The sequence below is a fragment of the Streptomyces sp. NPDC017225 genome, from assembly GCF_044331465.1.
GTDB lineage: Bacteria > Actinomycetota > Actinomycetes > Streptomycetales > Streptomycetaceae > Streptomyces.
In genome coordinates this window covers 225,514-251,808 of the sequence record NZ_JBIRNE010000002.1, presented here as the reverse complement: position 1 = coordinate 251,808, position 26,295 = coordinate 225,514, and the positions used below count along the sequence as shown (strand labels likewise).

At 72.9% G+C, this 26,295-nt stretch carries 24 protein-coding genes; 16 read left to right on the top strand and 8 right to left on the bottom strand.

Annotation, left to right across the window (positions count from 1 at the left end; translation table 11 throughout):
* The 10 genes from ACH4NX_RS04815 to ACH4NX_RS04770 form a co-directional block, all read left to right on the top strand.
* A partial coding sequence (locus ACH4NX_RS04815) for a HAMP domain-containing protein (RefSeq protein WP_398153346.1) occupies positions 1-3,234 on the top strand: 3,234 nt, incomplete at its 5' end.
* Between the two features lie 103 nt (positions 3,235-3,337).
* On the top strand, positions 3,338-5,839 hold the full coding sequence (locus tag ACH4NX_RS04810; protein WP_398127169.1) for a SpoIIE family protein phosphatase: 2,502 nt from the start codon (positions 3,338-3,340) through the stop codon (positions 5,837-5,839).
* A gap of 116 nt (positions 5,840-5,955) precedes the next feature.
* On the top strand, positions 5,956-6,348 hold the full coding sequence (locus ACH4NX_RS04805) for an STAS domain-containing protein (protein ID WP_383524759.1): 393 nt from the start codon (positions 5,956-5,958) through the stop codon (positions 6,346-6,348).
* A gap of 156 nt (positions 6,349-6,504) precedes the next feature.
* Positions 6,505-7,401: an STAS domain-containing protein gene (locus ACH4NX_RS04800; protein ID WP_351398773.1), complete on the top strand. Its 897-nt coding sequence runs from the start codon at positions 6,505-6,507 to the stop codon at positions 7,399-7,401.
* Positions 7,398-7,829, top strand: a complete 432-nt coding sequence (locus tag ACH4NX_RS04795) for an STAS domain-containing protein (protein WP_279562479.1) — start codon at positions 7,398-7,400, stop codon at positions 7,827-7,829. Before ACH4NX_RS04800 ends, ACH4NX_RS04795 begins: the two co-directional genes overlap by 4 nt.
* A complete protein-coding gene (locus ACH4NX_RS04790) occupies positions 7,829-8,269 on the top strand; it encodes an anti-sigma regulatory factor (protein ID WP_351398775.1) in 441 nt (146 codons plus the stop codon). Before ACH4NX_RS04795 ends, ACH4NX_RS04790 begins: the two co-directional genes overlap by 1 nt.
* Positions 8,269-9,336: an ATP-binding SpoIIE family protein phosphatase gene (locus ACH4NX_RS04785; RefSeq protein WP_398126968.1), complete on the top strand. Its 1,068-nt coding sequence runs from the start codon at positions 8,269-8,271 to the stop codon at positions 9,334-9,336. Before ACH4NX_RS04790 ends, ACH4NX_RS04785 begins: the two co-directional genes overlap by 1 nt.
* Positions 9,333-11,066, top strand: a complete 1,734-nt coding sequence (locus ACH4NX_RS04780; RefSeq protein ID WP_351398779.1) for a SpoIIE family protein phosphatase — start codon at positions 9,333-9,335, stop codon at positions 11,064-11,066. Before ACH4NX_RS04785 ends, ACH4NX_RS04780 begins: the two co-directional genes overlap by 4 nt.
* A gap of 237 nt (positions 11,067-11,303) precedes the next feature.
* Positions 11,304-12,680, top strand: a complete 1,377-nt coding sequence (locus ACH4NX_RS04775; protein WP_351398782.1) for an NAD(P)/FAD-dependent oxidoreductase — start codon at positions 11,304-11,306, stop codon at positions 12,678-12,680.
* A gap of 100 nt (positions 12,681-12,780) precedes the next feature.
* Positions 12,781-15,027 carry an FUSC family protein gene (locus tag ACH4NX_RS04770; RefSeq protein WP_398126969.1) on the top strand — a complete coding sequence of 749 codons (2,247 nt, stop codon included), beginning with the start codon at positions 12,781-12,783 and terminating at the stop codon, positions 15,025-15,027.
* A 79-nt stretch (positions 15,028-15,106) separates the two neighbouring features.
* Here the strand turns inward: ACH4NX_RS04770 and ACH4NX_RS04765 are convergent, their stop codons facing one another.
* From ACH4NX_RS04765 to ACH4NX_RS04745, 5 genes are all read right to left on the bottom strand, one after another.
* Entirely contained in the window at positions 15,107-15,541 is a 435-nt protein-coding gene (locus ACH4NX_RS04765; protein WP_351398786.1) for a hypothetical protein, read from the bottom strand.
* A 28-nt stretch (positions 15,542-15,569) separates the two neighbouring features.
* Positions 15,570-16,403 carry a DUF1206 domain-containing protein gene (locus ACH4NX_RS04760; protein WP_351398788.1) on the bottom strand — a complete coding sequence of 278 codons (834 nt, stop codon included), beginning with the start codon at positions 16,401-16,403 and terminating at the stop codon, positions 15,570-15,572.
* Between the two features lie 190 nt (positions 16,404-16,593).
* Positions 16,594-16,851, bottom strand: coding sequence for a DUF5133 domain-containing protein (locus ACH4NX_RS04755; protein WP_398126970.1), 258 nt, complete (start codon positions 16,849-16,851; stop codon positions 16,594-16,596).
* A gap of 100 nt (positions 16,852-16,951) precedes the next feature.
* Positions 16,952-17,839, bottom strand: coding sequence for a SigB/SigF/SigG family RNA polymerase sigma factor (locus tag ACH4NX_RS04750; RefSeq protein WP_398126971.1), 888 nt, complete (start codon positions 17,837-17,839; stop codon positions 16,952-16,954).
* A 177-nt stretch (positions 17,840-18,016) separates the two neighbouring features.
* The gene (locus ACH4NX_RS04745; RefSeq protein ID WP_351398794.1) at positions 18,017-18,463 is read right to left on the bottom strand and encodes an ATP-binding protein; all 447 of its coding nucleotides are present in this window, start codon (positions 18,461-18,463) and stop codon (positions 18,017-18,019) included.
* Positions 18,464-18,630: 167 nt separating this feature from the next.
* Between ACH4NX_RS04745 and ACH4NX_RS04740 the strand changes: the two genes are divergently transcribed.
* From ACH4NX_RS04740 to ACH4NX_RS04730, 3 genes are all read left to right on the top strand, one after another.
* Complete coding sequence (locus ACH4NX_RS04740; RefSeq protein WP_351398796.1) at positions 18,631-18,846, top strand: hypothetical protein; 216 nt, start codon at positions 18,631-18,633, stop codon at positions 18,844-18,846.
* 99 nt (positions 18,847-18,945) lie between these two features.
* Complete coding sequence (locus ACH4NX_RS04735) at positions 18,946-20,424, top strand: aminotransferase class I/II-fold pyridoxal phosphate-dependent enzyme (protein WP_398126972.1); 1,479 nt, start codon at positions 18,946-18,948, stop codon at positions 20,422-20,424.
* A gap of 336 nt (positions 20,425-20,760) precedes the next feature.
* Positions 20,761-21,216, top strand: coding sequence for a cyclic nucleotide-binding domain-containing protein (locus tag ACH4NX_RS04730; protein WP_351398801.1), 456 nt, complete (start codon positions 20,761-20,763; stop codon positions 21,214-21,216).
* A gap of 35 nt (positions 21,217-21,251) precedes the next feature.
* Here ACH4NX_RS04730 and ACH4NX_RS04725 read toward each other — a convergent pair whose 3' ends face one another.
* Positions 21,252-21,866 (bottom strand): LysE/ArgO family amino acid transporter, encoded by a 615-nt coding sequence (locus ACH4NX_RS04725; protein ID WP_351398803.1) that lies wholly within the window; start codon positions 21,864-21,866, stop codon positions 21,252-21,254.
* A 95-nt stretch (positions 21,867-21,961) separates the two neighbouring features.
* Between ACH4NX_RS04725 and ACH4NX_RS04720 the strand changes: the two genes are divergently transcribed.
* From ACH4NX_RS04720 to ACH4NX_RS04710, 3 genes are all read left to right on the top strand, one after another.
* Complete coding sequence (locus tag ACH4NX_RS04720) at positions 21,962-22,879, top strand: LysR family transcriptional regulator ArgP (protein WP_398126973.1); 918 nt, start codon at positions 21,962-21,964, stop codon at positions 22,877-22,879.
* A gap of 114 nt (positions 22,880-22,993) precedes the next feature.
* Positions 22,994-23,245 (top strand): WhiB family transcriptional regulator, encoded by a 252-nt coding sequence (locus tag ACH4NX_RS04715; RefSeq protein ID WP_351398806.1) that lies wholly within the window; start codon positions 22,994-22,996, stop codon positions 23,243-23,245.
* 73 nt (positions 23,246-23,318) lie between these two features.
* A complete protein-coding gene (locus ACH4NX_RS04710) occupies positions 23,319-23,672 on the top strand; it encodes a DUF488 family protein (protein WP_351398808.1) in 354 nt (117 codons plus the stop codon).
* A gap of 125 nt (positions 23,673-23,797) precedes the next feature.
* On the opposite strand, the gene ACH4NX_RS04705 is transcribed toward ACH4NX_RS04710, so the two are convergent.
* Positions 23,798-25,471, bottom strand: a complete 1,674-nt coding sequence (locus tag ACH4NX_RS04705) for an FAD-binding dehydrogenase (protein WP_398126974.1) — start codon at positions 25,469-25,471, stop codon at positions 23,798-23,800.
* A gap of 119 nt (positions 25,472-25,590) precedes the next feature.
* Complete coding sequence (locus tag ACH4NX_RS04700) at positions 25,591-26,214, bottom strand: TetR/AcrR family transcriptional regulator (RefSeq protein WP_351398812.1); 624 nt, start codon at positions 26,212-26,214, stop codon at positions 25,591-25,593.
* Positions 26,215-26,295 lie beyond the last annotated feature (81 nt).

Sequence of the window (26,295 nt, the reverse complement as noted above, 5' to 3'; positions counted from 1 at the left end):
GCCCGCGAGGTCGGCACCGAGGGCAACCTGGGCGGACGCGCCCAGGTGCGCGGGGTGTCGGGCACCTGGAAGGACCTGACCGACAACGTCAACTCCATGGCCAACAACCTCACCGGCCAGGTCCGCTCCATCACGCAGGTCGCGACCGCCGTGGCGCGCGGCGACCTGTCGCAGCGGATCACGGTCGAGGCCAAGGGCGAGGTCGCGGCGCTGGCCGACGTCATCAACACGATGGTCGACACGCTGTCGGCGTTCGCCGACGAGGTCACCCGGGTGGCCCGCGAGGTCGGCACCGAGGGCCGGCTCGGCGGCCAGGCGCACGTGCCGAACGTCGCCGGGACCTGGAAGGACCTGACCGACAACGTCAACTCCATGGCCAACAACCTCACCGGCCAGGTGCGCAACATCGCGCTGGTGACGACCGCGGTGGCCCGGGGCGACCTGTCGAAGAAGATCGACGTCGACGCGCGCGGCGAGATCCTGGAGCTCAAGACGACCATCAACACGATGGTCGACCAGCTCTCCGCCTTCGCCGACGAGGTCACCCGGGTGGCCCGCGAGGTCGGCACCGAGGGCCGGCTCGGCGGCCAGGCCGAGGTGGAGGGCGTCTCCGGGACCTGGAAGCGCCTCACGGAGAACGTCAACGAACTGGCCGGCAACCTCACCCGGCAGGTCCGCGCGATCGCCGGGGTCACCTCCGCCGTCGCCGAGGGCGATCTGACCCGCTCCATCAACGTGGAGGCGTCCGGCGAGGTCGCCGAGCTGAAGGACAACATCAACTCCATGGTGGAGTCCCTGCGCGAGACCACGCGGGCCAACCAGGAGCAGGACTGGCTCAAGACCAATCTCGCCCGGATCTCCGGGCTGATGCAGGGACACCGGGATCTGCCGGTGGTCGCCGAGCTGATCATGGACGAGCTGGTGCCGCTGGTCTCGGCCCAGTACGGCGCGTTCTATCTGGCCGAGGACGGCGACGGCGGACCCGAGCTCAGACTCGTGGGCTCCTACGGCTATCCCGAGGACGCGAGCCGGCCCACGCGCATCGCCTTCGGCCGCACCCTGGTCGGGCAGGCGGCGCGCAGCCGGCGCACCATCGTGGTGGACGAGCTGCCGCCGGGCTACGTGACCATCTCCTCGGGGCTCGGCGAGGTGGTTCCGGCCGCCCTGGTGCTGGTGCCCATCGTGGTCGAGGGGCAGGTCCTCGGTGTGATCGAGCTGGCGTCGGTCACCGCGTTCACGCAGGTCCACCGGGACTTTCTGGACATGCTGATGGAGACCATCGGCGTGAACGTCAACACGATCGTGGCCAACGCCCGTACCGACGAGCTCCTCGCCGAGTCGCAGCGCCTGACCGCAGAGCTCCAGGCCCGCTCGGCGGAGCTCCAGGTGCAGCAGGAGGAGTTGCAGCGCTCCAACGCCGAGCTGGGGGACAAGGCGTCCCTCCTGGCGACGCAGAACCGGGACATCGAGGCGAAGAACCTGCAGATCGAGCAGGCGCGGCAGGAGCTGGAGGCCCGCGCCCAGCAGCTGTCGCTGGCCTCGAAGTACAAGTCGGAGTTCCTGGCCAACATGAGCCACGAGCTGCGCACCCCGCTCAACAGCCTGCTCATCCTCGCCCAGCTGCTCGCCCAGAACCCGTCGCGCAACCTCACCCCGAAGCAGGTCGAGTACGCGGGCATCATCCACTCCGCGGGCTCGGACCTGCTCCAGCTGATCAACGACATCCTGGACCTCTCGAAGGTCGAGGCGGGCAAGATGGACGTCGCCCCCGAGCGTGTGACGCTGCGGCAGCTCATCGAGTACGTCGAGGCCACCTTCAGGCCCATGACGACGCAGAAGGGCCTGGAGTTCACGGTGACGACGGCCGCCGGAGCACCGGCGGACCTGCTCACCGACGACTCCCGGCTGCGTCAGGTGCTGCGCAACCTGCTGTCCAACGCGGTGAAGTTCACCGAGCGGGGCGGGGTGGAGCTGGCCGTCGAACCGGCGCCGGACGACGAGGTGCCCAGCGGCGTGATCCGGGGCGGTGCCGTGGTGGCCTTCCGGGTGAAGGACACGGGCATCGGCATCCCCGAGCAGAACCTGGAGTCGGTCTTCGGCGCCTTCCAGCAGGCGGACGGCACGACGAGCCGCAAGTACGGCGGCACCGGGCTCGGCCTGTCCATCACCCGGGAGATCGCCCAGCTGCTCGGCGGCGCCGTCACCGTGGAGAGCACGCCCGACCGGGGCAGTACGTTCACGCTGTTCCTGCCCGTGGCCCGGCCCGACTTCGAGGAGCTGCTCGACCGGACGGCGGAGCACGCCCCGGCCGAGTCGGCGGCCGACGTGCTCACCCGCCGGGGGCCGGCGCCCGAGCTCACGGTCGGCCACCGGCAGCGCCCGCGACGGCTGCTCGTCGTGGAGGAGCGTCCGCGCGGTCTGCTGACCCTCGTCGCGGAGAGCGTGATCGCCGACCTGACGCACGGACGGGACGACGCGGCCGACCGGCCTCCGCTCGACGTCATCACGGCCGTGGGGGCGCAGGAGGCCGCCGGCGCGCTGGCGGCCGAGCCGTGCCACTGCGTCGTCCTGGAGCTGGGCATGCCGGACGCCGAGGCGTCCCGTTTCCTTCAGGCCCTGCGCGGCGACTCGGCGCTGGCCAGCGTGCCGGTGCTCGTGCACAGCGGTCACCGCGCGGACGCGGCGCTGGAGGAGAACCTGCGCTCGGGCGCGCCGGGCGGGGCGCTGGAGTTCCTGTCCAGCCTGGACGAACTGCGGGAGCGCATCGCCCTGCACCTGGCCGCCGAGGAACCGGGGGACGTGCTGTCCCTGGTCCGGCCCGAGGAGCAGACCCCGGCCCCGGCCGCCCTGGACGGCTCGCCTGCCGGGCGCACCGTCCTCGTCGTCGACGACGACGCGCGCAACCTCTTCGCGCTCAGCGGGATTCTGGAGCTGCACGGCTTCCGGGTCCTGCACGCGGAGAACGGGCGCCGGGGCATCGAGACGCTGGTGGACCACCCGGACGTCGCGCTGGTCCTGATGGACGTGATGATGCCGGAGATGGACGGCTACACGGCGACGGCCGAGATCCGCCGGATCCCCCGGTACGCGGAGCTGCCGATCATCGCGGTGACCGCGAAGGCGATGCCCGGTGACCGGGAGAAGAGCCTCGCCTCGGGCGCCAGCGACTACGTCACCAAGCCCGTCGACACCCAGGACCTCATCGCCTGCGTCCGGCGGTGGCTGCCCGCATGAGCGTGCCGGCCCCCGTCCCGTACACCGGTGGGCCGGGCGGTGCGCGGCGCGACCCGTCGTGCTCCGTGACGGTCTCCAGCCGAGGAGCGTCCTCATCGTGAACATGTCCGAGCAGCCGCGCGACCCGACCGGCGCCGCGCCGCGGGAAACGTCGGCCACGCCGCCCCCGGCGTCCGGGCCACCGCGGTCCCACGCGGTCGACGGGCCGGCCGCCGACCTGCGCGAAATGACCCCGCTGTCGCCGGTGGGCAGGCTGGCGGCCACGGTGGACCGGCTCAGCCGCGAGGTCCGGGCCGCCCAGGCGGAGGCCGAGGGCCGGGCGCTGATCGAGCTGGCCAAGGGCATCCTGGTCGCGCGGCTCGGGTGCGGTCCGGCGCAGGCCGCCCGCCAGCTCGCCGAGCTGGCCGAGCAGTCCCAGGTGACGCCCCTGGAGTTCGCGGTCGACGTCATCAACCAGGCCGCCCGGGACCGGATGTCGGAGGTCACGGACGCCTTCCTCACGGCCACCGCCGCCGCGCAGGCCGCGGTGGCCCAGGAGGGCGCGGACGGCGCGGAGGCCGGGGAGGCGGTGGCCGAGTCGGCCGCCGTGCGCCTGCGGGCGGCCGAGAGCGGCGCGCTGGCCGCGGACGACACCCAGGCCGTCGCCGACGCCCTGCTGGAGCAGGCGCTGCGCCCGCTCGGCGCGGTCGCCGTGGCCATCTGGGCGGCCGGGTACGACGGGTCGCTCACACTGGCCGGCAGCGCGGGGTTCTCGGCGGCCGAGGCCACCCGCTGGCGTTACGTGCCGCCGGACGTGGCGACGGTGGCCCGGTGCGGGCTGACCGAGCGCGCGGGCCAGTGGATCACCTCCCTGGCCGAGACCGGGCTGCCCAGTGTGGGCCGGCACCAGTACCCGGACGGCGGCAGGGCCGCCGTGCCCGCCGGTACCGGGGGGCGCATCCACGGCGTGCTGGAGATCGCCTGGCCGGCTGCGCTGGCCCCGCAGCCGCCCCAGGTGGTGCGCCAGGTGGAGGCCCTGGCGGAGCTGTGCGCGCACACCCTGGAGTCGTACACGCCGCCGCACGGCGCCGGGCAGGAGCCGCGGGTCATGCCGGACGCGGTGGAGCTGATGGACCTGGCGGACGGGCTGTACGACCCCGCACTGGTCCTGGTGCCGCATCTGGACGCCGAGGGTCACCTGGCGGACTTCCGTATCCAGCACGTGAACAAGAGCTTCCTCGATCCGGCCGGCCGGCCGCGTGCCGTGGTGGGCGGCGCGCTGCTGCTTGAGGCCTACCCGATGGCCGCCGGGGACAGCGAGCTGTACCAGAGCGTGGAGCGGGTGTACGCCACGGGCGAACCGTTCCGGGCCCGGCGCATGAACCTGACCGCGCTGGTGGACCAGGTGCCGCTGTCGGCGCTCGCGGACATCAGCGTCAGCCGGCACGGCAACGCCGTCCTGCTCATCTGGCGCATCGAGGACGAGACGGCCCGGCTGGCCAGCCTGCTCCAGCACGCCCAGCGCCTCGGCCGCATCGGTGGCTTCGAGGAGAACCTGCTGACCGGCGAGATCACCTGGAACGGGCAGCTTTTCGACCTGTACGGGCGTCCGCAGGCCAGTACGCCGGTGCCGTTGGAGGAGCTGACCGCCCACGCCCACCCGGACGAGGCCGTCGTCATCGGCCGGTTCCTGCGTACGCTCCTGCACCACCGCCGGCCGGCGTCGGCGGCGTTCCGGCTGCAGCGGCCCGACGGGGTGACCCGGCACGTCCGGGTGGTGGCCGAGCCGGTCCTGGACGCCGACGACCGCCTCCTCCTCGTACGGGGCGCCTATCAGGACATCTCGGCGCAGCACTGGACCGAGGTGGCGCTCGCGGCGACGCGCGACCGGCTGGCGCACACCGAGCAGGAGGCCATCGAGCGCAACCGGCTGACCCTGCAGTTGCAGCACGCGATCATGCCGCCCACCCAGACCCCGCTGAAGGTGCCGGCCCTCCAGGTGGCCGTCCGGTACCGGCCCGCGGAGACGGAGCAGCTGGTGGGCGGCGACTGGTACGACGCCGTGATGCTGCCGAGCGGGCGGGTGCTGCTGTGCGTGGGGGACGTGGCCGGGCACGGCATAGAGGCCGCGACCAGCATGGTGGTCCTGCGCAACGCGCTGCGCGGCCTGGCGGTGACCGGTGCCGGACCGGGGCAGCTGCTGTCGTGGCTCAACATCGTGGCGCATCATCTGACGGGCGGGGTCACGGCCACCGCGGTGTGCGGCCTGTACGACCCGGCCCGGCGCACACTGCGCTGGGCCAGGGCGGGCCATCTGCCGCCGGTGCTGGTCCGGGGCCCTGGGGCCGAGCCGCTGCCGCTGCTCAGGGGCATGCTGCTGGGAGCCGTGGCCGAGGCGGTGTACGAGGAGGACGAGGTGCAGCTGGCCGGAGAGGACACGCTGCTGATGTACACCGACGGGCTGATCGAGCGCCGCGACCGGTCGGTGGAGGAGGCGCTGGCCCAGTTGCTCAGCACCGTGCGTCCGACACCCAAGACGCTCGACCAGCACCTGGACCGGCTGCTCACCTACAGCAGGTCGGACACGGACGACGACACCTGCCTGGTGGGTATCCGGGTCGGGTGACGACGGTGCGGGACTCAAGGTCCCGGCCGGACAGGTGTGGGAGGCGGATTCGGGGGTAATCGGCGGGCGCGGTGGCACACGCCGAGCCACCGATGTCCGTCCTGTTGGAGGTACACGTGCCCATAGCCCAGAACCCGCTGTCCGTAGAGGTGACGCTGCCCCGGGAGGAGGTCGCGCTGCTCAAGGTGGAGGGTTACCTGGACGTCGACACGGCGACCGAGTTCCAGCACCACCTGGCCAACCAACTCCACCACGGCCGACGGCACTTCCTGCTGGACCTGTCGGAGGTCCCGTTCATGGACTCCTCCGGCATGAACATCATTCTGCGGGTGTATCAGGAGGCTCGCGAGCTGCCGGGCAGTGTGCACATCATCGCGCCCGCCCCGGCGGTGAGGCGCGTGCTGGACCTGACGGGGGTGAGCATCACCGTGCCGGTCTCCGAGAGCCTCGACGAGGCACTCGCCCGCGTCGACGCCCAGCCGGAGGGACCGCGGGTTCCGGACGCCTGAGACCTTTCCTCCCCGGCGCTCATCCGGACCGTTCCCGCGGGAGCAGGTGTCGTACGAGGTCGGCGGGTGGTTACAGTTGTCGCCCGGCAGACTCATGTCGCCGTCACGCCACCTTCGGGGTGCCGTGCGGCGCAACGCGGATGAGGAGTGGAACAGGTGCCGGAACAGGCGGAGGGAACAGCGGGATCGCCGACGGACGAGGTCAGGGACTTCCTGCGGCGGCGTCGTGAGCAGATCGCCCAGCGATGGGCGGACGAGCCCTTGTTCCGGGCCGTGTTCACCGTCTCGCGCGACGAGGCGGTCGAGGCGGGCAAGGCCGTGGTGGACGCACTGGCCCAAGTCGCCGACGCGGCACGGGTGGAGGACCCGGACGCCGCCGGATTCACGACGGTGCGCGAGCAGTTGGCGCGGATGGGCGCGGCCCGCTCCCGGGCCGGCCTGAGCACCGCCCAGGTGTCGAGCGAACTGGCCGCCCTGCGCCCGCCGGTCGAGAACCTCCTCGTGGCCGACCTGCCGGACGCCTCCGCCGACCACACCCGGGACTGCGTCACCACGCTGAGTGTGCTGATGGGCACCCTGCGGGTCGTGGTCATGCAGACGGCACTCAGCGAGGGGCAGGCGCTCATCGACCGCCAGCGGCTGCAGCTGCTGGAGGTGGCCACTCCCGTGATCAAGCTGTGGGACGGCATCGTGGCCGTTCCGCTCATCGGCACGCTGGACAGCGCCCGCAGCCAGGTCGTCATGGAGACCCTGCTGGAGTCCATCGTGGAGCAGCAGGCGCGCTACGCGATCCTGGACATCACCGGAGTCCCGACCGTCGACTCGCTGGTGGCCCAGCACCTGATGAAGACGGTAGCGGCGGCCCGGCTGATGGGCGCCGAGTGCATCGTCTCCGGCATCCGGCCCGCGATCGCGCAGACCATGGTCCACCTCGGCCTGGACCTGGGCACCGTGGTCACCCGGGCGAGCCTCGCCGACGCCCTGGGGTACGTACTGCACCAGCTCGGAGTCGGCATCGTGAACCCCGTCGCGAACGGCCCGGTCGCGCGGTGAGCGAGGCATTCCCGGGGCCCCACGCGGGTCCCGTGACGGGTCATGTTCCGGTGCTGCGGCTCGGCGAGGTGCTGCTGGTCACCCTGCAGGGGGACCTGCACGACAGCACGGCGCAGCAGCTCCAGCAGGACCTCGCCGAGACCATCTCCCGCAGCGGGGCCACGGGGGTGATCATCGACATCTCCGGTGTGGAGATCGTCGACTCCTTCCTCGGCCGGGTGCTGGCCGAGATCGCCGGGCAGACGGAGCTGCTGGCCGCGCGCACCGTGGTCGTCGGCATGCGGCCGGCGGTCGCGATCACCCTGGTCGAGCTGGGTCTGACGCTGCCGGGGGTGCACACCGCGCTCAGTACCGAGGTGGCCATGGGGCTGCTCACGCGGCACGCGCCGTCGTCCCGCTTCGGCGGTCTGCGCCAGGAGAGTCCGTGATGCACACTGCCGCGGGCGCCCAGGCCCGCCTGCCGATCCGTTCGGACATGGATCTGGTGTGGGTACGTCAGCATGTGCGGCAGGCGGCCGCCCAGCTCGGCTTCGGGCTGGTGGACCAGACGAAGCTGGTCACGGCGGCCAGCGAGCTGGCCCGCAACACGCTCGTGTACGGCGGCGGTGGAACGATGGAGACACAGCCCCTCACCGAGGGGGGCACGCAGGGACTGCGCCTGACCTTCAGCGACGAGGGACCGGGCATCGCGGACCTGGAGCAGGCGCTCAGCGACGGCTTCACCTCGGGAGGCGGGCTGGGCATGGGGCTGGGCGGCGCGCGGCGCCTGGTGCACGAGTTCGCGATCGAGAGCAGCCCGGGGGCCGGCACCACCGTGCGGGTGACCTCCTGGGTGGGCCGGGCGCCCCGCCCGCGTGAGGAGTCCTGATGCCACGCGTGTGGGACGTCCCGGTGCACGACTCGACCCGGGTGCGCGACGCCAGGGTGGCGGCGGAGCACGCGGCCACCCTGGCCGGTCTGGACGAGCAGCACACCGCCACCGCGGCGCTGGTGGCGACCGAGCTGGCCACCAACCTGCTCAAGCACGCCGGGGGCGGACAGGTCCTCATCGACGTCGTCGCGCCCACCGTTCTCACGGCCGAACGTGACGAGACCCGCCTCGTGCAGGTCGTCACGGTCGACCACGGGCCCGGGATCGCCGACGTGGCCGCCGCGCTGAGCGACGGTTTCAGCACGACGCGCTCCCTCGGCGCCGGCCTCGGTACCTGCGCGCGCCTCGCCGACGACTTCGACCTGCACAGCGTTCCGGGCCGGGGCACGGTGGTGGTCGCCCGGATCGGCGCCGCACCCGACGGCAACCGTGCCGCACGACCGGGTCCGGCGGCCGGTGTACGGGCCGGCGCGGTGAACGTCCCCTTCGGCGGCGCGGACTACTCGGGCGACGCGTGGGCCTGGGTCCGGGCCGGGGACCGGGTGACGCTGATGCTGGCCGACGGGCTGGGACACGGCCCGGAGGCGGCGCGTGCCTCGACCGCCGCCGTGGAGGCGCTGCGCGGTTCGGCCCACCTGGCGCCCGCCGAGGCGCTGCGGCGGCTCGACACGGCGTTGACCGGGACCCGCGGCGCGGCCGTGGCGGTGGCGCAGGTCGACACACGCGCCGCGGTGCTCAGGTTCGCGGGCATCGGCAACATCGGGGCGCGGCTGTGCGAGGGCGGTACCTGGCGGCACCTGGTGTCCCGGCCCGGCATCGTCGGCACCCACCGGCCCACGACGCTGCGCGAGCAGGAGGCTGCCTGGGCGGACGACCGGGTGCTGGTCCTGCACAGCGACGGTCTGCCGAGCCGCTGGACCCCGACGCCCGACACCTGCCGGGCGGCCGCCGACCCGGCGGTGACGGCCGCCGTGACGGTCCGCGACGCCAGCAGTTCGGCTCGCCCGGTGCGGGACGACACCGCCGTGGCCGTACTGGCCCCGAACCCGCCGGACGGCCCATGACCCGTACCTGGGAGATCACCGACACCGCCGACGCGGCACGGGCACGCATCACCACCGCGCGCCTGGCCACGGCCTACGGCGTGCCGCCGCTGGAGCGCGCGCGGCTGGTGGCCTCGCTCGGGGCGCAGCTGCGGCTGTGTCTGACCAAGGGCGGCACCTGGCGGCTCACGTTGGAGACCGGTACCGCTTCCCGTGCCACGCCGGAGGCCGGGGAGGGGGTGCTGCACGCGGTGCTGACGCCGTCGCGTGACGCCGCCGCCGCCGGTCAGCCGCCGTGGCGGGTCACGGTGCCCTGCCCCGAGGCTGTTCCGACGGCCGACGCCGACGTCGTGGCGGACGACCCGGCCGCGCTGGCGGAGGCTCTGCTGGGGGCGGACGAGGACACGGCGCTCGTACTGGACCGGCTCACCGAGCAGGAGGACCTGGTCGTCTTCCACCGGGAGGAGCTGCACCAGACGAACCAGGGCGTCGTGGCCTTGCACGCCGAGCTGGACGCCGCCGGGCGGGCCCAGCGGGAGGCGTTCGCCGCCGAGCGCAAGGCGCGTACGGAGGCGGAGAACGCCCGTCGCAGGCTGACGTTCCTCGCGGACGCGAGCGCGGTGCTGACGGCGTCGCTGGACCACCACGAGATCGTGCGCCGGCTGCCGGAGCTCCTGGTGCCGGAGTACGCGGCCAGTGTCGACGTCTGGCTGTTCGAGCAGGAGGGTGAACGGCCGGGGCCGGCCCATCCGGCCGCCGCCGTGGTCGCCGCCCGCACCGGACGGCCCCAGTACGCCGCCGCGCACCCCGGCGGCCTGCCCGGGGTCGACGACCAGCCGCCCTCGGCACTGGATCCCGAGCGGCCGCTGCTGTGCATCCCGCTGCCGACCCGGCAGGCACCGCTGGGCGTGGTGACCCTGTCCCCGCCGGGGGAACGCTGGGACCCGGACGACGCCGTGATGGTGATCGAGCTGACCCGGCGGGCCAGTACCGCGATCGACCACGCCCAGCGCTACCAGCACAACCGTGACATCGCGGAGACGCTCCAGCGGGCCCTGCTGACGGAACTGCCCGCCCCGCCGGGACTCGCCCTGGCCGCGCGCTATCTGCCGGCCACCCACGGCCTGAACATCGGCGGCGACTGGTACGACGCCTTCCGCCAGCCCGACGGCGGCGTCATCGCCGTGGTGGGCGACGTGACCGGGCACGGGCTGCGCGCGGCCGTGATGATGAGCCAGCTGCGCACCGCGCTGCGGGCCTACGCCGTCGACGGCGGCAGCCCCGGCCGGCTCCTGACCCGGCTGCACACGTTCCTGCACCACCTCCAGCCCGACCTGTTCGCCACCGCCGTCATCGCGCGCTTCCACCCCGACGACCCCACCCTGACGTGGGCCGCCGCCGGCCACCCGCCGCCGGTACTGCGTACCCCTGACGGGCGGGTCCAGACCCTGGACGCCAAACCGGGTGCGATGCTCGGCATCCCGCTGGAGCAGGAGATCGCCGACCACACGGTGCCGCTGGCGCCGGGTTCGACGCTCGCGCTGTACACCGACGGCCTGGTGGAGCGCCGGGCCCGGGGCATAGACCCGGGGATCGCGCGGCTGGCTCAGGCCCTGGGGTCCTTCGGTTCTGCGGAGCTGGAGACGGACCTGGAGGGCTCGGCGGACGGGATTCTGCGCCCCCTGCTCAGCGACTCCGAACGCGACGACGACGTGTGCCTGCTGCTCTGCCATCTCCGCGGGTCCGGCTGACCCCGGTTCGGCGTCGTCGCGGGCGCCGCTGACCCACGGGAGTCCCCGCCCGGTTCGTTCCCGCCCGGTGCGCGCCGGGCCCGGGCGGGGCATGGTGGTGATCAGGGTGTGTCGCCTGCCTGCCGCGCCCCGCTGGCCGAATCCGCGTGGGCGCGGTGGGATCGACGAGGTGCGAAGCAGCGATCCACGGGCAGGCGAATGGGGTTCGCGGCAGACCGCCCGGAGCCGCAGAAAGGGATGAACACCGTGACACGACCCAGGATCCTGGTGGTCGGCGCAGGTTTCGCCGGCGTGGAGTGCGTCCGCCGTCTGGAGCGGAGGCTCTCCCCCCACGAGGCCGACGTCACCCTGGTGACGCCGTTCTCCTATCAGCTCTATCTGCCGCTGCTGCCCCAGGTCGCCTCCGGGGTGCTGACGCCCCAGTCGATCGCGCTCTCCCTGCGCCGCAGCAGCAAGTACCGGACCCGGATCATCCCGGGCGGCGCCATCGGGGTGGACCTCAAGGCGAAGGTCTGCGTGGTGCGCACCATCACCGACCAGATCGTCAACGAGCCGTACGACTACATCGTGCTGGCCCCGGGGAGCATCACCCGCACCTTCGACATCCCGGGTCTCACCGACCACGCGTTCGGCATGAAGACGCTGGCGGAGGCCGCGTACATCCGCGACCACGTCATCTCGCAACTGGACCTCGCCGACGCCAGTCAGGACCCCGCGGAGCGCGCCTCCCGGCTGCAGTTCGTGGTGGTCGGCGGCGGCTACGCGGGCACCGAGACCGCGGCCTGCCTGCAGCGGCTGACGCACGCGGCCGTCAAGCGCTACCACCGGCTCGACCCGAGCCTGATCAAGTGGCATCTGATCGACATCGCCCCGAAGCTGATGCCCGAGCTGGGCGAGAAGCTCGGTCGCGACGCGCAGGAGGTCCTGACGCGGCGCGGTATCGAGATCTCCCTGGGCGTGTCCATCGCGAAGGCCGGACCCGAGGAGGTCACCTTCACGGACGGCCGGGTGGTGCCCACCCGCACGCTGATCTGGACCGCCGGTGTGGTGGCGAGCCCGCTCATCGCCACGCTCGGCGCGGAGACGGTCAAGGGACGGCTCGCGGTCACCGCCGACATGTGCCTTCCCCACCACGACGGGGTGTTCGCGCTCGGCGACTCCGCCGCCGTGCCCGACCTCGCCAGGGGCCAGGAGGGCGCCGTCTGCCCGCCCACCGCGCAGCACGCCATGCGGCAGGGCCGGCACGTCGCCGAGAACGTCATCGCCACCCTGCGCAACCAGCCGATGCGGCCGTACGTCCACAAGGACCTGGGTCTCGTCGTCGACCTCGGCGGCACCGACGCGGTCTCCAAGCCGCTCGGAGTCGAACTCAAGGGCCTGCCCGCCCAGGCGGTGGCCCGCGGCTACCACTGGTCGGCGCTGCGCACGGGCGTGGCCAAGGCCCGGGTGGCGGCCAACTGGGCGCTCAACGCGGTCGCCGGTGACGATTTCGTACGCACCGGTTTCCAGGCCCGCAAACCGGCCAAGCTGAAGGACTTCGAGTACACCGACGCGTATCTGACGCCGGAGCAGGTGCGGGAGCGTGTCAGGGGGGCGGGCCAAGCGAAGCTGTGACCCCGCGGCCGGGACCGGCTCGCGGCATGACATGCTGAGAAGTGGATCTCGGCGCGAACCGGCCGGGAGTCAGGCGTGAATCGGGAGAGTGTACGGCGGCGTGAAGGCAGCGGGGCGCTCGGCGCGGACACGGCTGCGGGACCGCCTCGCCGCGTCCGACCCCGGGCTGCTGCGGTTGACGGCGGGGCTGCGGACGGTGGGCGCGATCGCCCTGGCGCTGGCGGTGCTCGCCGTGTTCGGCGCGGACGTCCCCCATCTGGTGGCGGGCGCCATGACGGCGATGGTCGCCACCTTCGCCATCCGCGAGAACGAGTCCGGCGCGCAGGCCGTCACCGTGGCGCTGGGCCTGCCCGTCGCCCTGGTCTCGGTGTCGGTCAGCGCGCTGCTCGCCTCCCGGGTCGTCATCGGTGACGCCTTCTTCGTCGTACTCATCTTCTGCGCCGTCTTCGTCCGCCGGTTCGGCGACCGCGGCACCGCGCTCGGGCTGATCGGCTTCCAGGTCTACTTCGTGTCCCTATTCGTCGACGCGAAGGTGTCGGCGCTGCCGGGGCTGTGGGGCGCCATCGTGGTCGCGTTCGCGTGCAGCGCGGTGGTGCGCTTCGCGGTGGTACCGGCGACGTCGGCGGGCATTCTGCAGCGGCTGCGGCAGGCGTTCCGCGCCCGGCTGGCCCAGCTGATCGCCACGCAGACCGAACTGCTGGACGCCGGCCCGGACGAGATCGAGAAGACCCTCGAGCACCTGCGCGACGGCACCGCTCGGCTGCACGAGACGGCACTGATGATCCAGTCCCGGCTGGAGGAGGGCACTCCCGACGCGTCCACGGCCCGTCTGGTACAGCGGCGCATCGCGGACGCCGAGATCGCCGCCGAGCGGCTGGGCCTGCTGCTGCTGACCGCGCGCAGCGCCGAGCGGGCGGACACCCTGACCCTGCATCTGCCGGGCGCGCCGGCACCCACCGTTGGCCGCTCGCCCGCGCCCGGCGAGGCCACGGAGATACTGCGCCGCGATCTGGGGGCGCTGCGCACCCTGGTGCTGCGGCCGCCCGCCGAGGCACGCGGCACCGCGCTGTCCCATCTGCGCAACCGGCTCCTCGGCTACCGCGACGAGGAGAACCTGCCCGAGGCGACACCGGCCGTCCAGGACGTGTTCAGGGGCCTCGGCGAGACGGCGCGCGCGGTCATGGGACTCAGGATCGCCCTGGACGGGCCGCAGGACGAGTCGGACGACACGCCCGCGACGACCCGTTCCCGGGAGGAACTGGACGCCGAGGACGCCGCCATCGACGCCGGTGAGGAGGACACTCCCAAGGAGGAGCCGACCGGGCTGCGGCGGCCCACCACGCGCGCCGCGGTGCAGGTGTCGGTGGGGTCGTCACTGGCCATCGTGGGCGGGGAGTTCCTGTCCGCCGAGCGCTGGTACTGGGCGGTGCTCGCCTGCTGGATCGTCTTCCTGAACACGGCCTCCACCGGCGAGATCCTCGTCAAGGGCTACCGCCGCGTGCTGGGCACCATGCTCGGGGTGGTGGCCGGCATCGTGCTGGCGGGCCTGGTGGGCGGCCACACCTGGGTCGCGTTCGGGCTGGTGCTGCTGCTCATCTTCGCGATGTTCTACACCGCCCCGCTGTCCTACACGCTGATGTCGTTCTTCGTCACCGCGATGCTGGGGCTGCTGTACACCCTGCTGCACACCTACAGCCTGTCGGTCCTGCTGCTGCGCGTGGAGGAGACGGCGCTCGGCGCGGCCTGCGGGATCGCGGCGGCGGCGCTGGTGCTGCCGATACGGACCGACCGCCGTACGAACGAACTGCTCGGCACGGTGCTGGAGCGGCTCACGGATGTCACCGAGGGCGCCGTCGACCAGCTCAGTGGCGGGGCGGCGGCCGATCTGCTGGACACGGCGCGGGAGCTGGACCAGGCGCTGGGGGATCTGCGGGCGGCCACCCAGCCGCTGACCCATCCGATCACGCCGCTGCGGGCCCGGCGCAACACGGCCCAGTACGTGGTGGCGCTGCTGGAGACCTGCGCCTATCACGCGCGGTCGCTGGCCGCGACGGCCGAGCTGCTGCCGACCCATCCCTCGATCGCCGCCGACCCCCGGCTGCGTGGGGCGGTGCGGCGCACGGTGCGCAACATCGAGGCGATCGCCGCGCACGTCGCGGACGAGGACGCCGGGACCGAGGTGGAGACCGGGCCGAGCATCGCCTCGCTGCTGGAGCCGGACGCCGCCGGGGTGCCGCGGTACGGCCGCATCACCGGCCGTGTACTGCGGCACCTGGAGCGCCTGGACGAGGCCGTGGTGGGCCTCGCCCGGCCACTGGGCGTGCCGGTCAGGACGCCGGCGCCGTGACGGTCGGTGGCATGGAGCGTCGTGGTGGTGACGGTCGTCGGCGGTGTGGGCCGGCGGTGACGGTCGTCGGCGGTGACGGTCAGAAGTCGCTGGGCAGACCGCTCGCCTCGGCGATGCCGCGCAGTTCGTCGTTCTGCCGGTGGCGTTCCTTGAGGTAGTCGGCTATCTCGCCGAGCCGTTCGGGGTCGGAGGCGGTGACCGCGTCGGTGACGACCCGGACCGGACCGGTCTCGTCGGTGCTGATCTCGACGACCTCGTTGTCCAGCCGGCCCGTGACCGCGGTGGCGATGACCAGGGCGGCCTCGTCCCTGATCTCCTGGGGCAGCGCCTCGGCGTTGTCCCCGTCCAGGGAGAAGTCGATGGTGGGCATCTGGTGCTCGTCGATCGCCTGGAGGACGGGTTCCACCACGCTGAGCAGCATCTGGTAGTCGTGGGTCTCCATGCGGATGCGCAGGAGGTCGAGGTAGACGTCCACGGGACGTCCGTCCGGCGGAGGAATCTCGTGTTCGTTCATTCGACCCGTGTTCCCCGTGCGGCGCGGCTCAGACGCGACGCCAGCGTGCGAGCGCGAAGGAGAAGACGCCGAAGAGCACCAGACCCGCGGCGACGCAGACCAGAAGCCAGGGGCCGAGCGGGGTGTCGGCGAAGGAGCGGAGGGTGTCGTCCAGTCCCTTCGCCCTGTCGGGCGCGTAGTCGACGGCGGCCCGTACGGCGAAGGCGCCCGCCGCGGCGAAGACGAGTCCGCGGGCCGTGCCACCTCCGACGCCGGTGACGTCGACCAGCCGCCGGGCCCGGGGGCTCAGCGCGCCGAGCTTCAGCTTCTTGTGATAGCTGCGGCGCAGTGCCTGTACGCCGATCACCACGCCGGCGACGACGACCACGACGCCGGCGACGCCCACGAGCCACTGGCCGGCGGGCATCTCCATCACGCGGGCCGTGACGTCCCGGGACTGCTGGTCGCTGGAGCCGCTGGAACCGGTACCGGCCGCGAAGGCCAGTACGGAGTAGGCGACGAAGGCGTAGAAGACACAGCGGGCGGCGGCCGGCAACCGCTTCTTCGCCGTGCTGCCGTCCTTGCCCGTGGCGCCGAACAGTGCCTCGGACAGCCGCCACAGCGCCATGCCGACGAGCCCGATGCCGAGCGCCCACAGCAGTACGGCCCCGAAGGGCTTGTCCGACAGCTCGGCCAGGGCGCCGCCCCGGTCCGCCTGCCGGTTCCCGGTGCCGAAGGCGATCTGCAGGGCCAGAATGCCGACCAGCAGGTAGATCACGCCGCGAGCGGTGAGTCCCGCCCGGGCGGCCCCCTCCGCGGCCGACCCGTTCGCCGCCCGGCGGGCCCGGCCCTGTCCCATACGTGCCATGACACGTGCGTTCATGTGGTCCTCCCCTCCCGTCGGACTCCGGATGCCCCGGCTTTCCGGCCGCACACCGGGCTGTGGCTTCGGCGCACACGCTCGGGCGCGCAGACGCCGCGCGGGGGTTCGGCGCACACAGTCCGACCGCCCGCACGCCGTCGACCGGCGTGCGGGCAGTCGGGCCCACCAGGTGTCCCCTGTCCGCCGTGGGTCAGTCCCGGGCTCCGACGGTCTCGACGACGGCTACGGGCACCGGGGCGGGCGCCGGGGCCGTTCCGACCGCGAGCCAGCGGCGGGCGGCCTCCAGGGCCCGTGCCACGTCACGCGTGCCGGTCGACACGCACAGCGTGTACGCCAGGTCCCGCGTCCGGGGCCCCGGTCCGCCCCTGTCGTCGGCGGCCTCGTGCGCCACCGCCGCCTCGTACTCCTCGACGAGCCCGCGCAGCACCACGGGGTGAGGCATCAGCATCCGTCTCGTTCCTCCCTGGGTCCTCGGTCCTCGGTCCTCGGTCTTCGGGTCTTCGGGTCTTCGGGTCTTCGGGTCTTCGGGTCCTCGGTTCCTCGGTCCGTCAGGTCCGCACCGGCCGGCCGGTCCCCCGGCGGACGGCCCGCTGCCCCATCGCCTCGTCGCGCACGCGCGCGCAGCTGCGGCTGATGAGCCGCGAGACATGCATCTGCGAGATGCCCAGGTGGTCGGCTATACGGCTCTGCGTCATGTCCTCGAAGAAGCGCATGTAGAGGATGGCCCGCTCACGTTCGGGCAGCCTGCGCAGTCCCTCCTTGGCGGACTCGCGGTCGATCACGGTGTCGTACGAGGTGTCCGCCGCCCCGAGGGTGTCCGCGAGGCTGTAGCCGTCGTCGCCGGCCGAGAGTTCGGCGTCCAGCGACAGGGTGCTGAAGCTCTCCAGCGCCTCCATGCCGGCGCTGACCTCGTCCTCGGTCAGTCCGGTGTGGGCGGCCACGGCGGCGACGGACGGTTCGGGGCTGCCCGGGCTCTGGGTGAGCTCGCGCCGGGCCACCCGCACCTTGTTGCGCAGTTCCTGGACCCGGCGGGGCACCCGCAGGGCCCACATGCGGTCCCGGAAGTGGCGCTTGACCTCGCCGGTGATGGTGGGCACGGCGTAACTCTCGAAGGCTCCCCGCTCCGGGTCGAAGCGGTCGATGGCCTTCACCAGTCCGAGCGCCGCGACCTGGCGCAGGTCCTCGATGGACTCGCCGCGGTCCCGGAACCGCCCGGCGATCCGGTGGGCCATGGGCAGCCAGGACGTGACGAGTTCGTCGCGGACGGCGTCGCGTTCGGGCCCGTCCGTCAGCCCCGCCAGCCGGCCGAAGAGGGCCATGGTGTCGGGTGCGTCGTCGTGCCGGCGACGGGCGGGAGCGGCGGTAGTGGCGGTAGCCGCGGGAGCGTTGGTGGACTCGGTGGTTCCGGGACGGATGGTGGGCGTTTCGATGAGCATGCGCGTTCGCTCCTGAACGGTGGTCTCAGGGGACTTTCCGCGGGAACGGCACTGTCCGGGTCACCACCCGGAGGGCCTGAGCAGCCATACCGCTCCCGCTGCTGCGCCTCCGGTCCGAAGCACGAACTTGCGACTGCCCCTGCCCCGGTGGAACAAACTCCGCTTTTCGAAAAGTACTCAGGACAGCGGAACGACCACGGTGATGCACTTGCCTCCCGAGGCGAGATCTGCCACGCGTACGTCACACGCCAGCCGGCAGACGATCGGCCAGCCCCGGCCGCCGACGCGGCGGCGTCCCTGCGGGTCGGTGGCCGGCACGGCCACCGGAAGGTCGTGGCTGCGGTCGCACACCGAGAGCCGGACGCCCGGCCCGACGACGTCGACCTGGAAGTCCGTGATGCCGCCACCGTGCAGGATGGCGTTGGTGGCCAGTTCCGAGGCGACGAGCACGACGTCCGACAGGGCGCCCACGTCGCACGACGTGCGGCCGTCGGTGCCGCAGCGTTCGGTGACGACGCGTTCGACCGTTCGGCGTGCCTCGGCGGGCTTGCACGGCCGGTACCGCCGGTGCCGGTCCGCGCCGTGCTGCTCGACGACGGGCTCGGTCGTGTGCCTGTCACACATCCGTCAGCTCCCTGATCGGTGAGATAAGCCGGATCCGCGGCCCCACGGCGTCCGTGCGCCGTGCGGGCCTCGTTACTTCCGGCTGACCTCTGCCCGTATCCCCAAACCTCCGGCCCTCCGTACGGCCCAGCGGCCATCCACGGGCTCTGCGGGGGTACGCGGAGTACATGACGGATGTTGTGGACTCGGACGAACTGCTGCGCCGCATGCACCGCGCGAGGGCCTGTGCGGTGGCTCAGGAGCGGACCTGGCGGGCGCGAAGGGAAGAGCTGCGGCCGACCGACCCGGAGGGCTCCCGGGACGCCGCCGTACGGACGATCGCGTACGAGGCCGTCCTGCGGGTGCTGGACGAGGTGCTGACCCCGGGCCGGAACCCGGAGTGACGGGGCGCGCGGCCCGGGCGGACAGCGGCGGAGGCGGACCGGACGCCGGTCGGGGCGGAGCGACGATTGACCGGGGGCCGGGCGGGAAACCGGACCGGCATGACGGCCGACCACACCCGAGCACCCGTGCTGGAAGCCCTCGTCGACTACCGCCGCGAGGGGCGGCTGTCGTTCACGCCGCCGGGACACAAACAGGCGCGTGGGGCCGACCCGGCGGTGCGCGAGGTGCTGGGTGACGCCGTCTTCTACGGCGACGTGCTGGCGGCGGGCGGACTCGACGACCGGCTCACCCGGGGACGCGTGCTGCAGCGCGCCCAGGAGCTGATGGCGGACGCGGTGCACGCCGACCACACGTTCTTCTCGACGTGCGGGTCGTCCCTGTCGGTGAAGGCGGCGATGCTGGCGGTCGCGGGGCCGCACGAGAAGCTGCTGATCGGCCGGGACGCCCACAAGTCCGTCGTCTCCGGGCTGATCCTGTCCGGGATCGAACCGGCCTGGGTCGAGCCGCGCTGGGACGCGGAGCGGCACCTGGCCCATCCGCCGTCCGCCGCGGAGTTCGAGAAGGCGTTCGAGGCCCATCCCGACGCCAAGGGCGCCCTGGTCACCAGCCCGACACCGTACGGCGCCAGCGCCGACCTGCGGGCTGTCGCCGAGGTCTGCCACCGACGCTCGGCGCCGCTGATCGTCGACGAGGCGTGGGGAGCACATCTGCCCTTCCACCCCGATCTGCCGTCCTGGGCGATGGACGCGGGCGCCGACATCTGCGTGACCAGCATCCACAAGATGGGCAGTGGTCTGGAGCAGGGCTCCGTGTTCCATCTGCGCGGTGACCTGGTCCCGCCGAAGCTGCTCGGCATGCGGGCGGACCTGCTGGGCACCACCAGCCCCTCGGCACTGATCTTCGCCGGGCTGGACGGCTGGCGCCGACAGATGGCGCTGCGCGGACGCGAGCTGATGGGCGGGGCCCTGGAGCTGGCGGCCGAGGTCCGCGCGGCCGTCGAGGAGATCGACGGCATGCACGTCAACGACCGGGACGACTTCTGCGGCCCGGGGCTGGCCCACGGTTTCGATCCGCTGCCCGTCATCATCGACCTGGACGGGCTCGGCATCTCGGGCTTCCAGGCGGCGGACTGGCTGCGCGAGCACCGGAGCGTGATCGCGCACATCACCGACCACCGTCGCATCGGCGCGCAGATCACCCACGGCGACGACCGGGAGACCGCCGGCGAGCTGCTGGCCGCGCTCAAGGACCTCGCGCACGCCGCCCCCGGCCTGGAGGCCGCTCCGCGCGTGGCGGTGCCCTCGCCGTCCGAGCTGCGGATGCCGCAGGCGGGCCTGGTCCGGGACGCGTTCTTCGGCCCCACCGAGGACGTGCCGCTCGACCGGGCCGCGGGCCGCGTCGCGGCGGAGATGATCACGCCGTACCCGCCCGGCATCCCGCCCGTCCTGCCCGGCGAGCGGCTGGCCGAACCCGTCCTGCGGTATCTGCGCAGCGGACTGGAGGCCGGTATGTACCTGCCGGACCCGAGCGATCCGGAGCTGGAGACGATCCGGGTCGTCGCCGAGCACGAGGGGTGATCCGGGAGCGGGACGGCATCGGCGGCGGAGCCGGCGAGTGAAACGGGTCACGTGACCCGGTTCCCGCTTCGTGGAAGCCCCGTAGATGGTTTAGCGTTCATCCATACGTGGCGACGGGGTCGACGGAAGTGTCCTTCGTACGTCACCGATTACGGCCCTGGCTGGCTTCCCCCGTCCAGCCAGGGCTTTTTCATGTCCGGGCCCGGCCGTCCCCGGATCCGGCACGGAATCCGCACGGAAATCGGCCGTCCGCCGAGGTGCTGAGGGCGCTGCGAGCGACTGAAATGGGCATAGGGAAAGCCCCGGAACCGAATCGCCGGCGAGGAGCCCCGTGCCATGACCAAAGCGATCAAACTGCTGACCGCCCTCCCCCTTCCCCAGCGCGATCGGCTGACGGCACTCGCCCGGGAGGTCTCCTTCCCGGAGGACGCCCGGATCTTCGAGGCCGGCGGCAGGGCCGACCGCTTCTGGGTCATCCGCTCCGGCGCGGTCTCCCTGACCCAGCGAGTGACGTCCGTGCAGCAGGTCCAGGTGGCCGGCCTGGGCGCGGGCGACCTGCTCGGCTGGTCCTGGCTGTTCCCGCCCTACGAATGGGACTTCGGCGCCGAGGCCTTCAGCCCGGTACGCGCCTACGAGTTCGAGGCGGCCTCGGTACTCGCCCTGTGCGAGGAGGACCCGCAGCTGGGCATCGTGCTGGTGCGCTCGGTCGCCGAGATCCTCGCGCACCGGCTGGAGACCACCAGGGGCCGGCTCATGGAGCACTACGCGCTGCACGGGCGCGGCTCCCTGTGAGACGGCGCCTGAGCGGGGGCCGGGCCGGCTCCCGCTCAGGCTCCGGCGATGAGGGTGACACCGAGCACGATCATCGTGGCGGCGACCAGGGCGTCGAGTACGCGCCAGGCCGCGGGCCGGGCCAGGAAGCGGCCGAGGTAGCGGGCACCGAATCCGAGCGCGGCGAACCAGCACAGGCTGGCGACGACGGCACCGAGGCCGAACGTCCAGCGCAGCGGCCCCTGGTCGGCGGCGACCGAGCCCAGCAGGAACACGGTGTCGAGATAGACGTGCGGGTTGAGCCAGGTCAGTGCCAGGCAGGTGAGGACCGCCCGGCGGCGGGAGCCCGCGGCGTCGCCGTCCGCCCGCAGCGCACCGACGGGCCGGAACACGCGCCGGGCGGCCAGCGCGCCGTAGCAGAGCAGGAAGGCGCCGCCGATCCAGCCGATCGCGGTGAGCGCGCCCGGCCAGGCCACCACCACCGCGCCGACCCCGCCGACGCCCAGGGTGATGAGCAGGGCGTCGGACAGCGCGCAGATGCCGACCACCGCGAGGATCGCTTCGCGGCGGATCCCCTGGCGCAGGACGAAGGCGTTCTGGGCACCGATGGCGACGATGAGCGAGAGGCCGGTGCCGAAGCCGGCGGCCGCGGCGGAGAGGGCGTTGTGCATGCTCTCGACGCTAAGCGGGCGATCACGGGACGTACAGCTAAAGATTCTTACGTAACCTTAGCGTTCTTGATGACGGGTACGACGGACGGGCAGGCATGACGGGAACGACCACGGCGGCCTTCGCGGACCTGCCGCTGGACCAGGTACGCACCCTGCTGGCCGTGGTGGACGAGGGCACGTTCGACGCGGCCGCCGCCGCGCTGCACGTGACACCGTCCGCGGTCAGCCAGCGGGTGAAGGCGCTGGAACAGCGCACCGGCCGGGTGCTGCTGCTGCGCACCAAGCCGGTGCGGCCGACGGATTCCGGCGCGGTGCTGGTCCGCCTGGCCCGCCAGGTGGCCCGGCTGGAGCGGGACGCGTACGCGGAACTGGGGCTGAGCGGCGGGGCCGGTGAGCCGACCCGGGTCTCGGTCGCCGTCAACGCCGACTCGCTCGCGACCTGGTTCCTCGGCGCCCTCACGCGGGTGCCCCGGGAGCCGAGGCTCTGTTTCGAGTTGCGCCGTGAGGACGAGGACCACACGGCGGCCCTGCTGCGGGAGGGCGTGGTGATGGCCGCGGTGACCTCGTCGCCCGACCCGGTCCCCGGCTGCGCCGTCCGGTATCTGGGCCGGATGCGGTATCTCCCCTGCGCCGCCCCCGGGTTCGCCGCGCGGCATCTGGACGGGCCGCTGCGGGAGGTGCTCGCCGAGGCGCCGGTGGTGTTCTTCGACCGGCGGGACGACTTCCAGGACGGCTTCGCACGGCGGCTCGGTCACGGCGGCGCGAGTCCCGCCCGCCACTACGTGCCGACCTCGGAGGGTTTCGTCGAGGCCGTCGCCGCCGGCCTGGGCTGGGGCATGGTGCCCGAGCCGCAGGCGGAGCCCTTGCTGAGCACCGGCCGGATCGTCGACTTCGCCCCGGATCTGGCGGTGGACGTCCCGCTGTACTGGCAGCAGTGGAAACTCGACTCCCCGGCGCTGGCGACGGTGGCCGACGCGGTGGTGGCGGCGGCCCGGGAGGCGCCGCTGAGGTAGGCGCGGCAGGCGGCCCGAGGCGTCGCGCCGGTTTCACCCCGCTGTCGACAGGTCACCCGCAAGGGAGTAAGGCATTCACGAGGGCGCGAACGATACCGATCGCAGGTGACTTTGATGGACAACTGGCGAGAGCACGCCGCGTGCCGCGCGGAGGACCCCGACCTGTTCTTCCCGATCGGCACCACCGGTCCGGCCGCTTCGCAGACCGAGCAGGCGAAGGCGGTCTGCCGGCGCTGTCCGGTCCAGGAGCAGTGTCTGCGGTGGGCGCTCGACACCGGGCAGACCCTCGGTGTCTGGGGCGGGACCGGCGAGCTGGAACGCCGTGCGCTCAAGCGCCGCGAGGCCGTGCGCCGGAGGTCCGGCTGACCGGGTCCGGCGCGGGCGCCGGACAGGGCTCGCGACAACACCGTTCCGGCCGACCGTGGGAAGGAACCCGGCCATGAGTGTCCGTGTGCACCGCGTCTACGACCCGCCCGAACCGGACGACGGCGTGCGGGTCCTGGTGGACCGGCTGTGGCCGCGGGGTGTGGCGAAGGACGCCGCGCACGTGGACGAGTGGCCCAAGGGGATCACCCCGTCGACCGAGCTCCGCCGCTGGTACCACGCGGACGAGGGCTCCTACGAGGAGTTCGCCGAGCGGTACGAGGCCGAGCTGGCCGCCCCGGAGGCGGCCGAGCTCCTCGACCACGTACGGGAGCTGGCGCGCGAGGGGGACGTGACGCTGCTGACCGCGTCCAAGTCGCCCGGGGAGAGCCACGCCGCCGTGCTGCTCCGTCTCCTCGACGGGGCCTGAGCTCGCGACGCGCGGGCCCGACGACAGCCCGGACCCCCGACAGCCCGGACCCCGCGACGGCATGCAATCGGTGAGGGCCCGGACTCGGTGGAGTGTGTGGAGACGGAGCGGAACGGCCTGTGCCGTCAGGCGGTCTGACGTGCCGCGGCCCGGCCCGCCGCCCGTCCGGAGAACAGGCAACCGCCGAGGAAGGTGCCTTCCAGCGCGTTGTAGCCGTGCACCCCGCCGCCGCCGAAGCCGGCCACCTCACCCGCCGCGTACAGTCCCTCGACGGGTGTGCCGTCGGCGCCCAGCGCGCGGGAGTCCAGGTCGGTCTGGATGCCGCCGAGGGTCTTGCGGGTGAGGATGTGCAGCTTGACCCCGATCAGCGGGCCCGCCGCCGGGTCGAGGATCCGGTGCGGCGTGGCGACCCGGCCGAGTCGGTCGCCGATGTAGCGGCGGGCGTTGCGGATGCCCTGGACCTGGGCGTCCTTGGCGTACGGGTTGGCCATCTGGAGGTCGCGGGCCTCGATCTGACGCCGGATCACGGCGGCGTCCAGGAGCGGCTTGTCGGTCAGTCCGTTCATCCTGTCGACGAGCTGTTCCAGGTTCGGCGCGGTCACGAAGTCGGCGCCGTTGCGCAGGAAGGCGTCCACCGGGCCCGGCGCGCCCCTGCCGAGGACGCGTTCGCGCAGGAACCCGGCGCGGTCCTTCGCGGTGATGTCGGGGTTCTGCTCGGAGCCGGAGAGCGCGAACTCCTTCTCGATGATCTTCTGGGTGAGGATGAACCAGGAGTGGTCGTGGCCGGCGAGGTCATCGGCCGTGCGCAGATGCCGGAGGGTGCCGAGGGTGTCGTAGCCGGGCAGGCACGGTTCGGGCAGGCGGCGGCCGAGCGCGTCGAACCACAGCGAGGACGGTCCGGGCAGGATGCGGATGCCGTGGCCGGGCCAGACCGGGTCCCAGTTGCGCACCCCCTCGGTGTAGTGCCACATGCGGTCGCGGTTGACCAGGCGTGCGCCCGCCTCGGCGCTGATGCCGAGCATCCGCCCGTCGACGTAGGCGGGGACGCCGGTGACCATCTCGGCGGGCGGGGTGCCGAGGCGCTCGGGCCAGTGGCGGCGGACGATGTCGTGGTCGGCGCCGATGCCGCCGGAGGTGACGATCACGGCCTGGGCGGTGAGTTCGAACTCGCCGATCGCGTCACGGCTGGAGGCGACCCCGCGAGGCGAGTGGTCCTCGGCCAGTACCGTGCCGCGCACGCCGCGCGCGGTGCCGTCCTCGACGACCAGGTGGTCGACGCGGTGGCGGTGGTGGAAGGTGAGCAGTCCGTCGCGCACGGCCTGCCTGGCGTACCGCACGAACGGCTCGACGACGCCCGTGCCGGTGCCCCAGGCGATGTGGAAGCGGGGCACGGAGTTGCCGTGTCCGCCGGCCCGGAGGTCGCCGCGCTCGGCCCAGCCGACGGTGGGCAGGAAGGTGATGCCGTGCCCGGCGAGCCAGGACTGCTTCTCCCCCGCCGCCCACTCGACGTACGCCCGGGCCCAGCGCACCGCCCACGAGTCCTCGTCCTCGGTCCGGTCGAAGCCCGCGCTGCCCTGCCAGTCGTTCCAGGCCAGGTCGAAGGAGTCCTTGACGCCGAGGCGCCGCTGCTGAGGGGAGTCGACGAGGAAGAGACCGCCGAAGGACCAGAAGGCCTGCCCGCCGAGGTTGGCCGCGTTCTCCTGGTCGACGAGGGCCACCCTCCTGCCCCGGCTGGTCAGTTCGTGGGCCGCGACCAGGCCCGCCAGACCCGCTCCGACCACGATGACGTCGGCATCCATGGCGACCGTCCCTTCCTGTTCCGTGTCAATGGGGGTTCAAAAGGCCTGGGGGTCCGAGTGGTTCGGGGGTCCCAGGGATTCGGGGGTCCGAGTGGTTCGGGGTCGCGAGGGTCAGGGGGTCAAGGAGTGCGGCTGCCCTCGGTGAGCAGTGCGGTGAGCAGTCGGCCCAGCCAGGCGCGGGCGTGCTCGACGTCCCGGTCCAGGAGCAGCTGGGTGGTGACTCCGTCGTACGCGGCGACCACGGCGTGCGCGGCGCCGTCGGTGTCGCCGAGCACGGCGGGCAGGGTGGTGTGCCCGCGCGCCCGGGCGAGGCGGTCGGCGATCGCGCGTCGCAGGCGCGCCCGGTGCTCCAGCAGGGCCCGTGCCACGGCCGGATCGCGAGCGGCGTGCACCAGGAAGTCCGTCTTCACCAGAAGCCACTCCCGGTCCAGGAGCAGCACCTCGGTGACACGGTTCACGGCGGCGGGCACGTCCAGGTCCGGACCGTCCTGCGCCAGGGCGCCGGACACCTGCTCCGCGATCAGGTCGGCCCGTTCGCGGTAGAGCGCGAAGAACAGCTCGTCGAGGCTGCCGAAGTTCGAGTAGAAGGCGCCCCGGCTGTATCCGGCCGCCTCGCAGACCTCCTCGATCGACACCCGGCCGAACCCCTTGGCGGCGAACACCGCGAACGCCGCGTCCAGGAGGTTCGCGCGGGTCCGCACACGCCGCCGGGTGACGCGGCCGGCCGTCTCCTTCACCGCCATGTCCGGCCCTCCCTCGCCACTGGATACGGAAATGTATCGGATACAGCGCTGTATCCACAGGTCTCGTGACGGATCCATGCA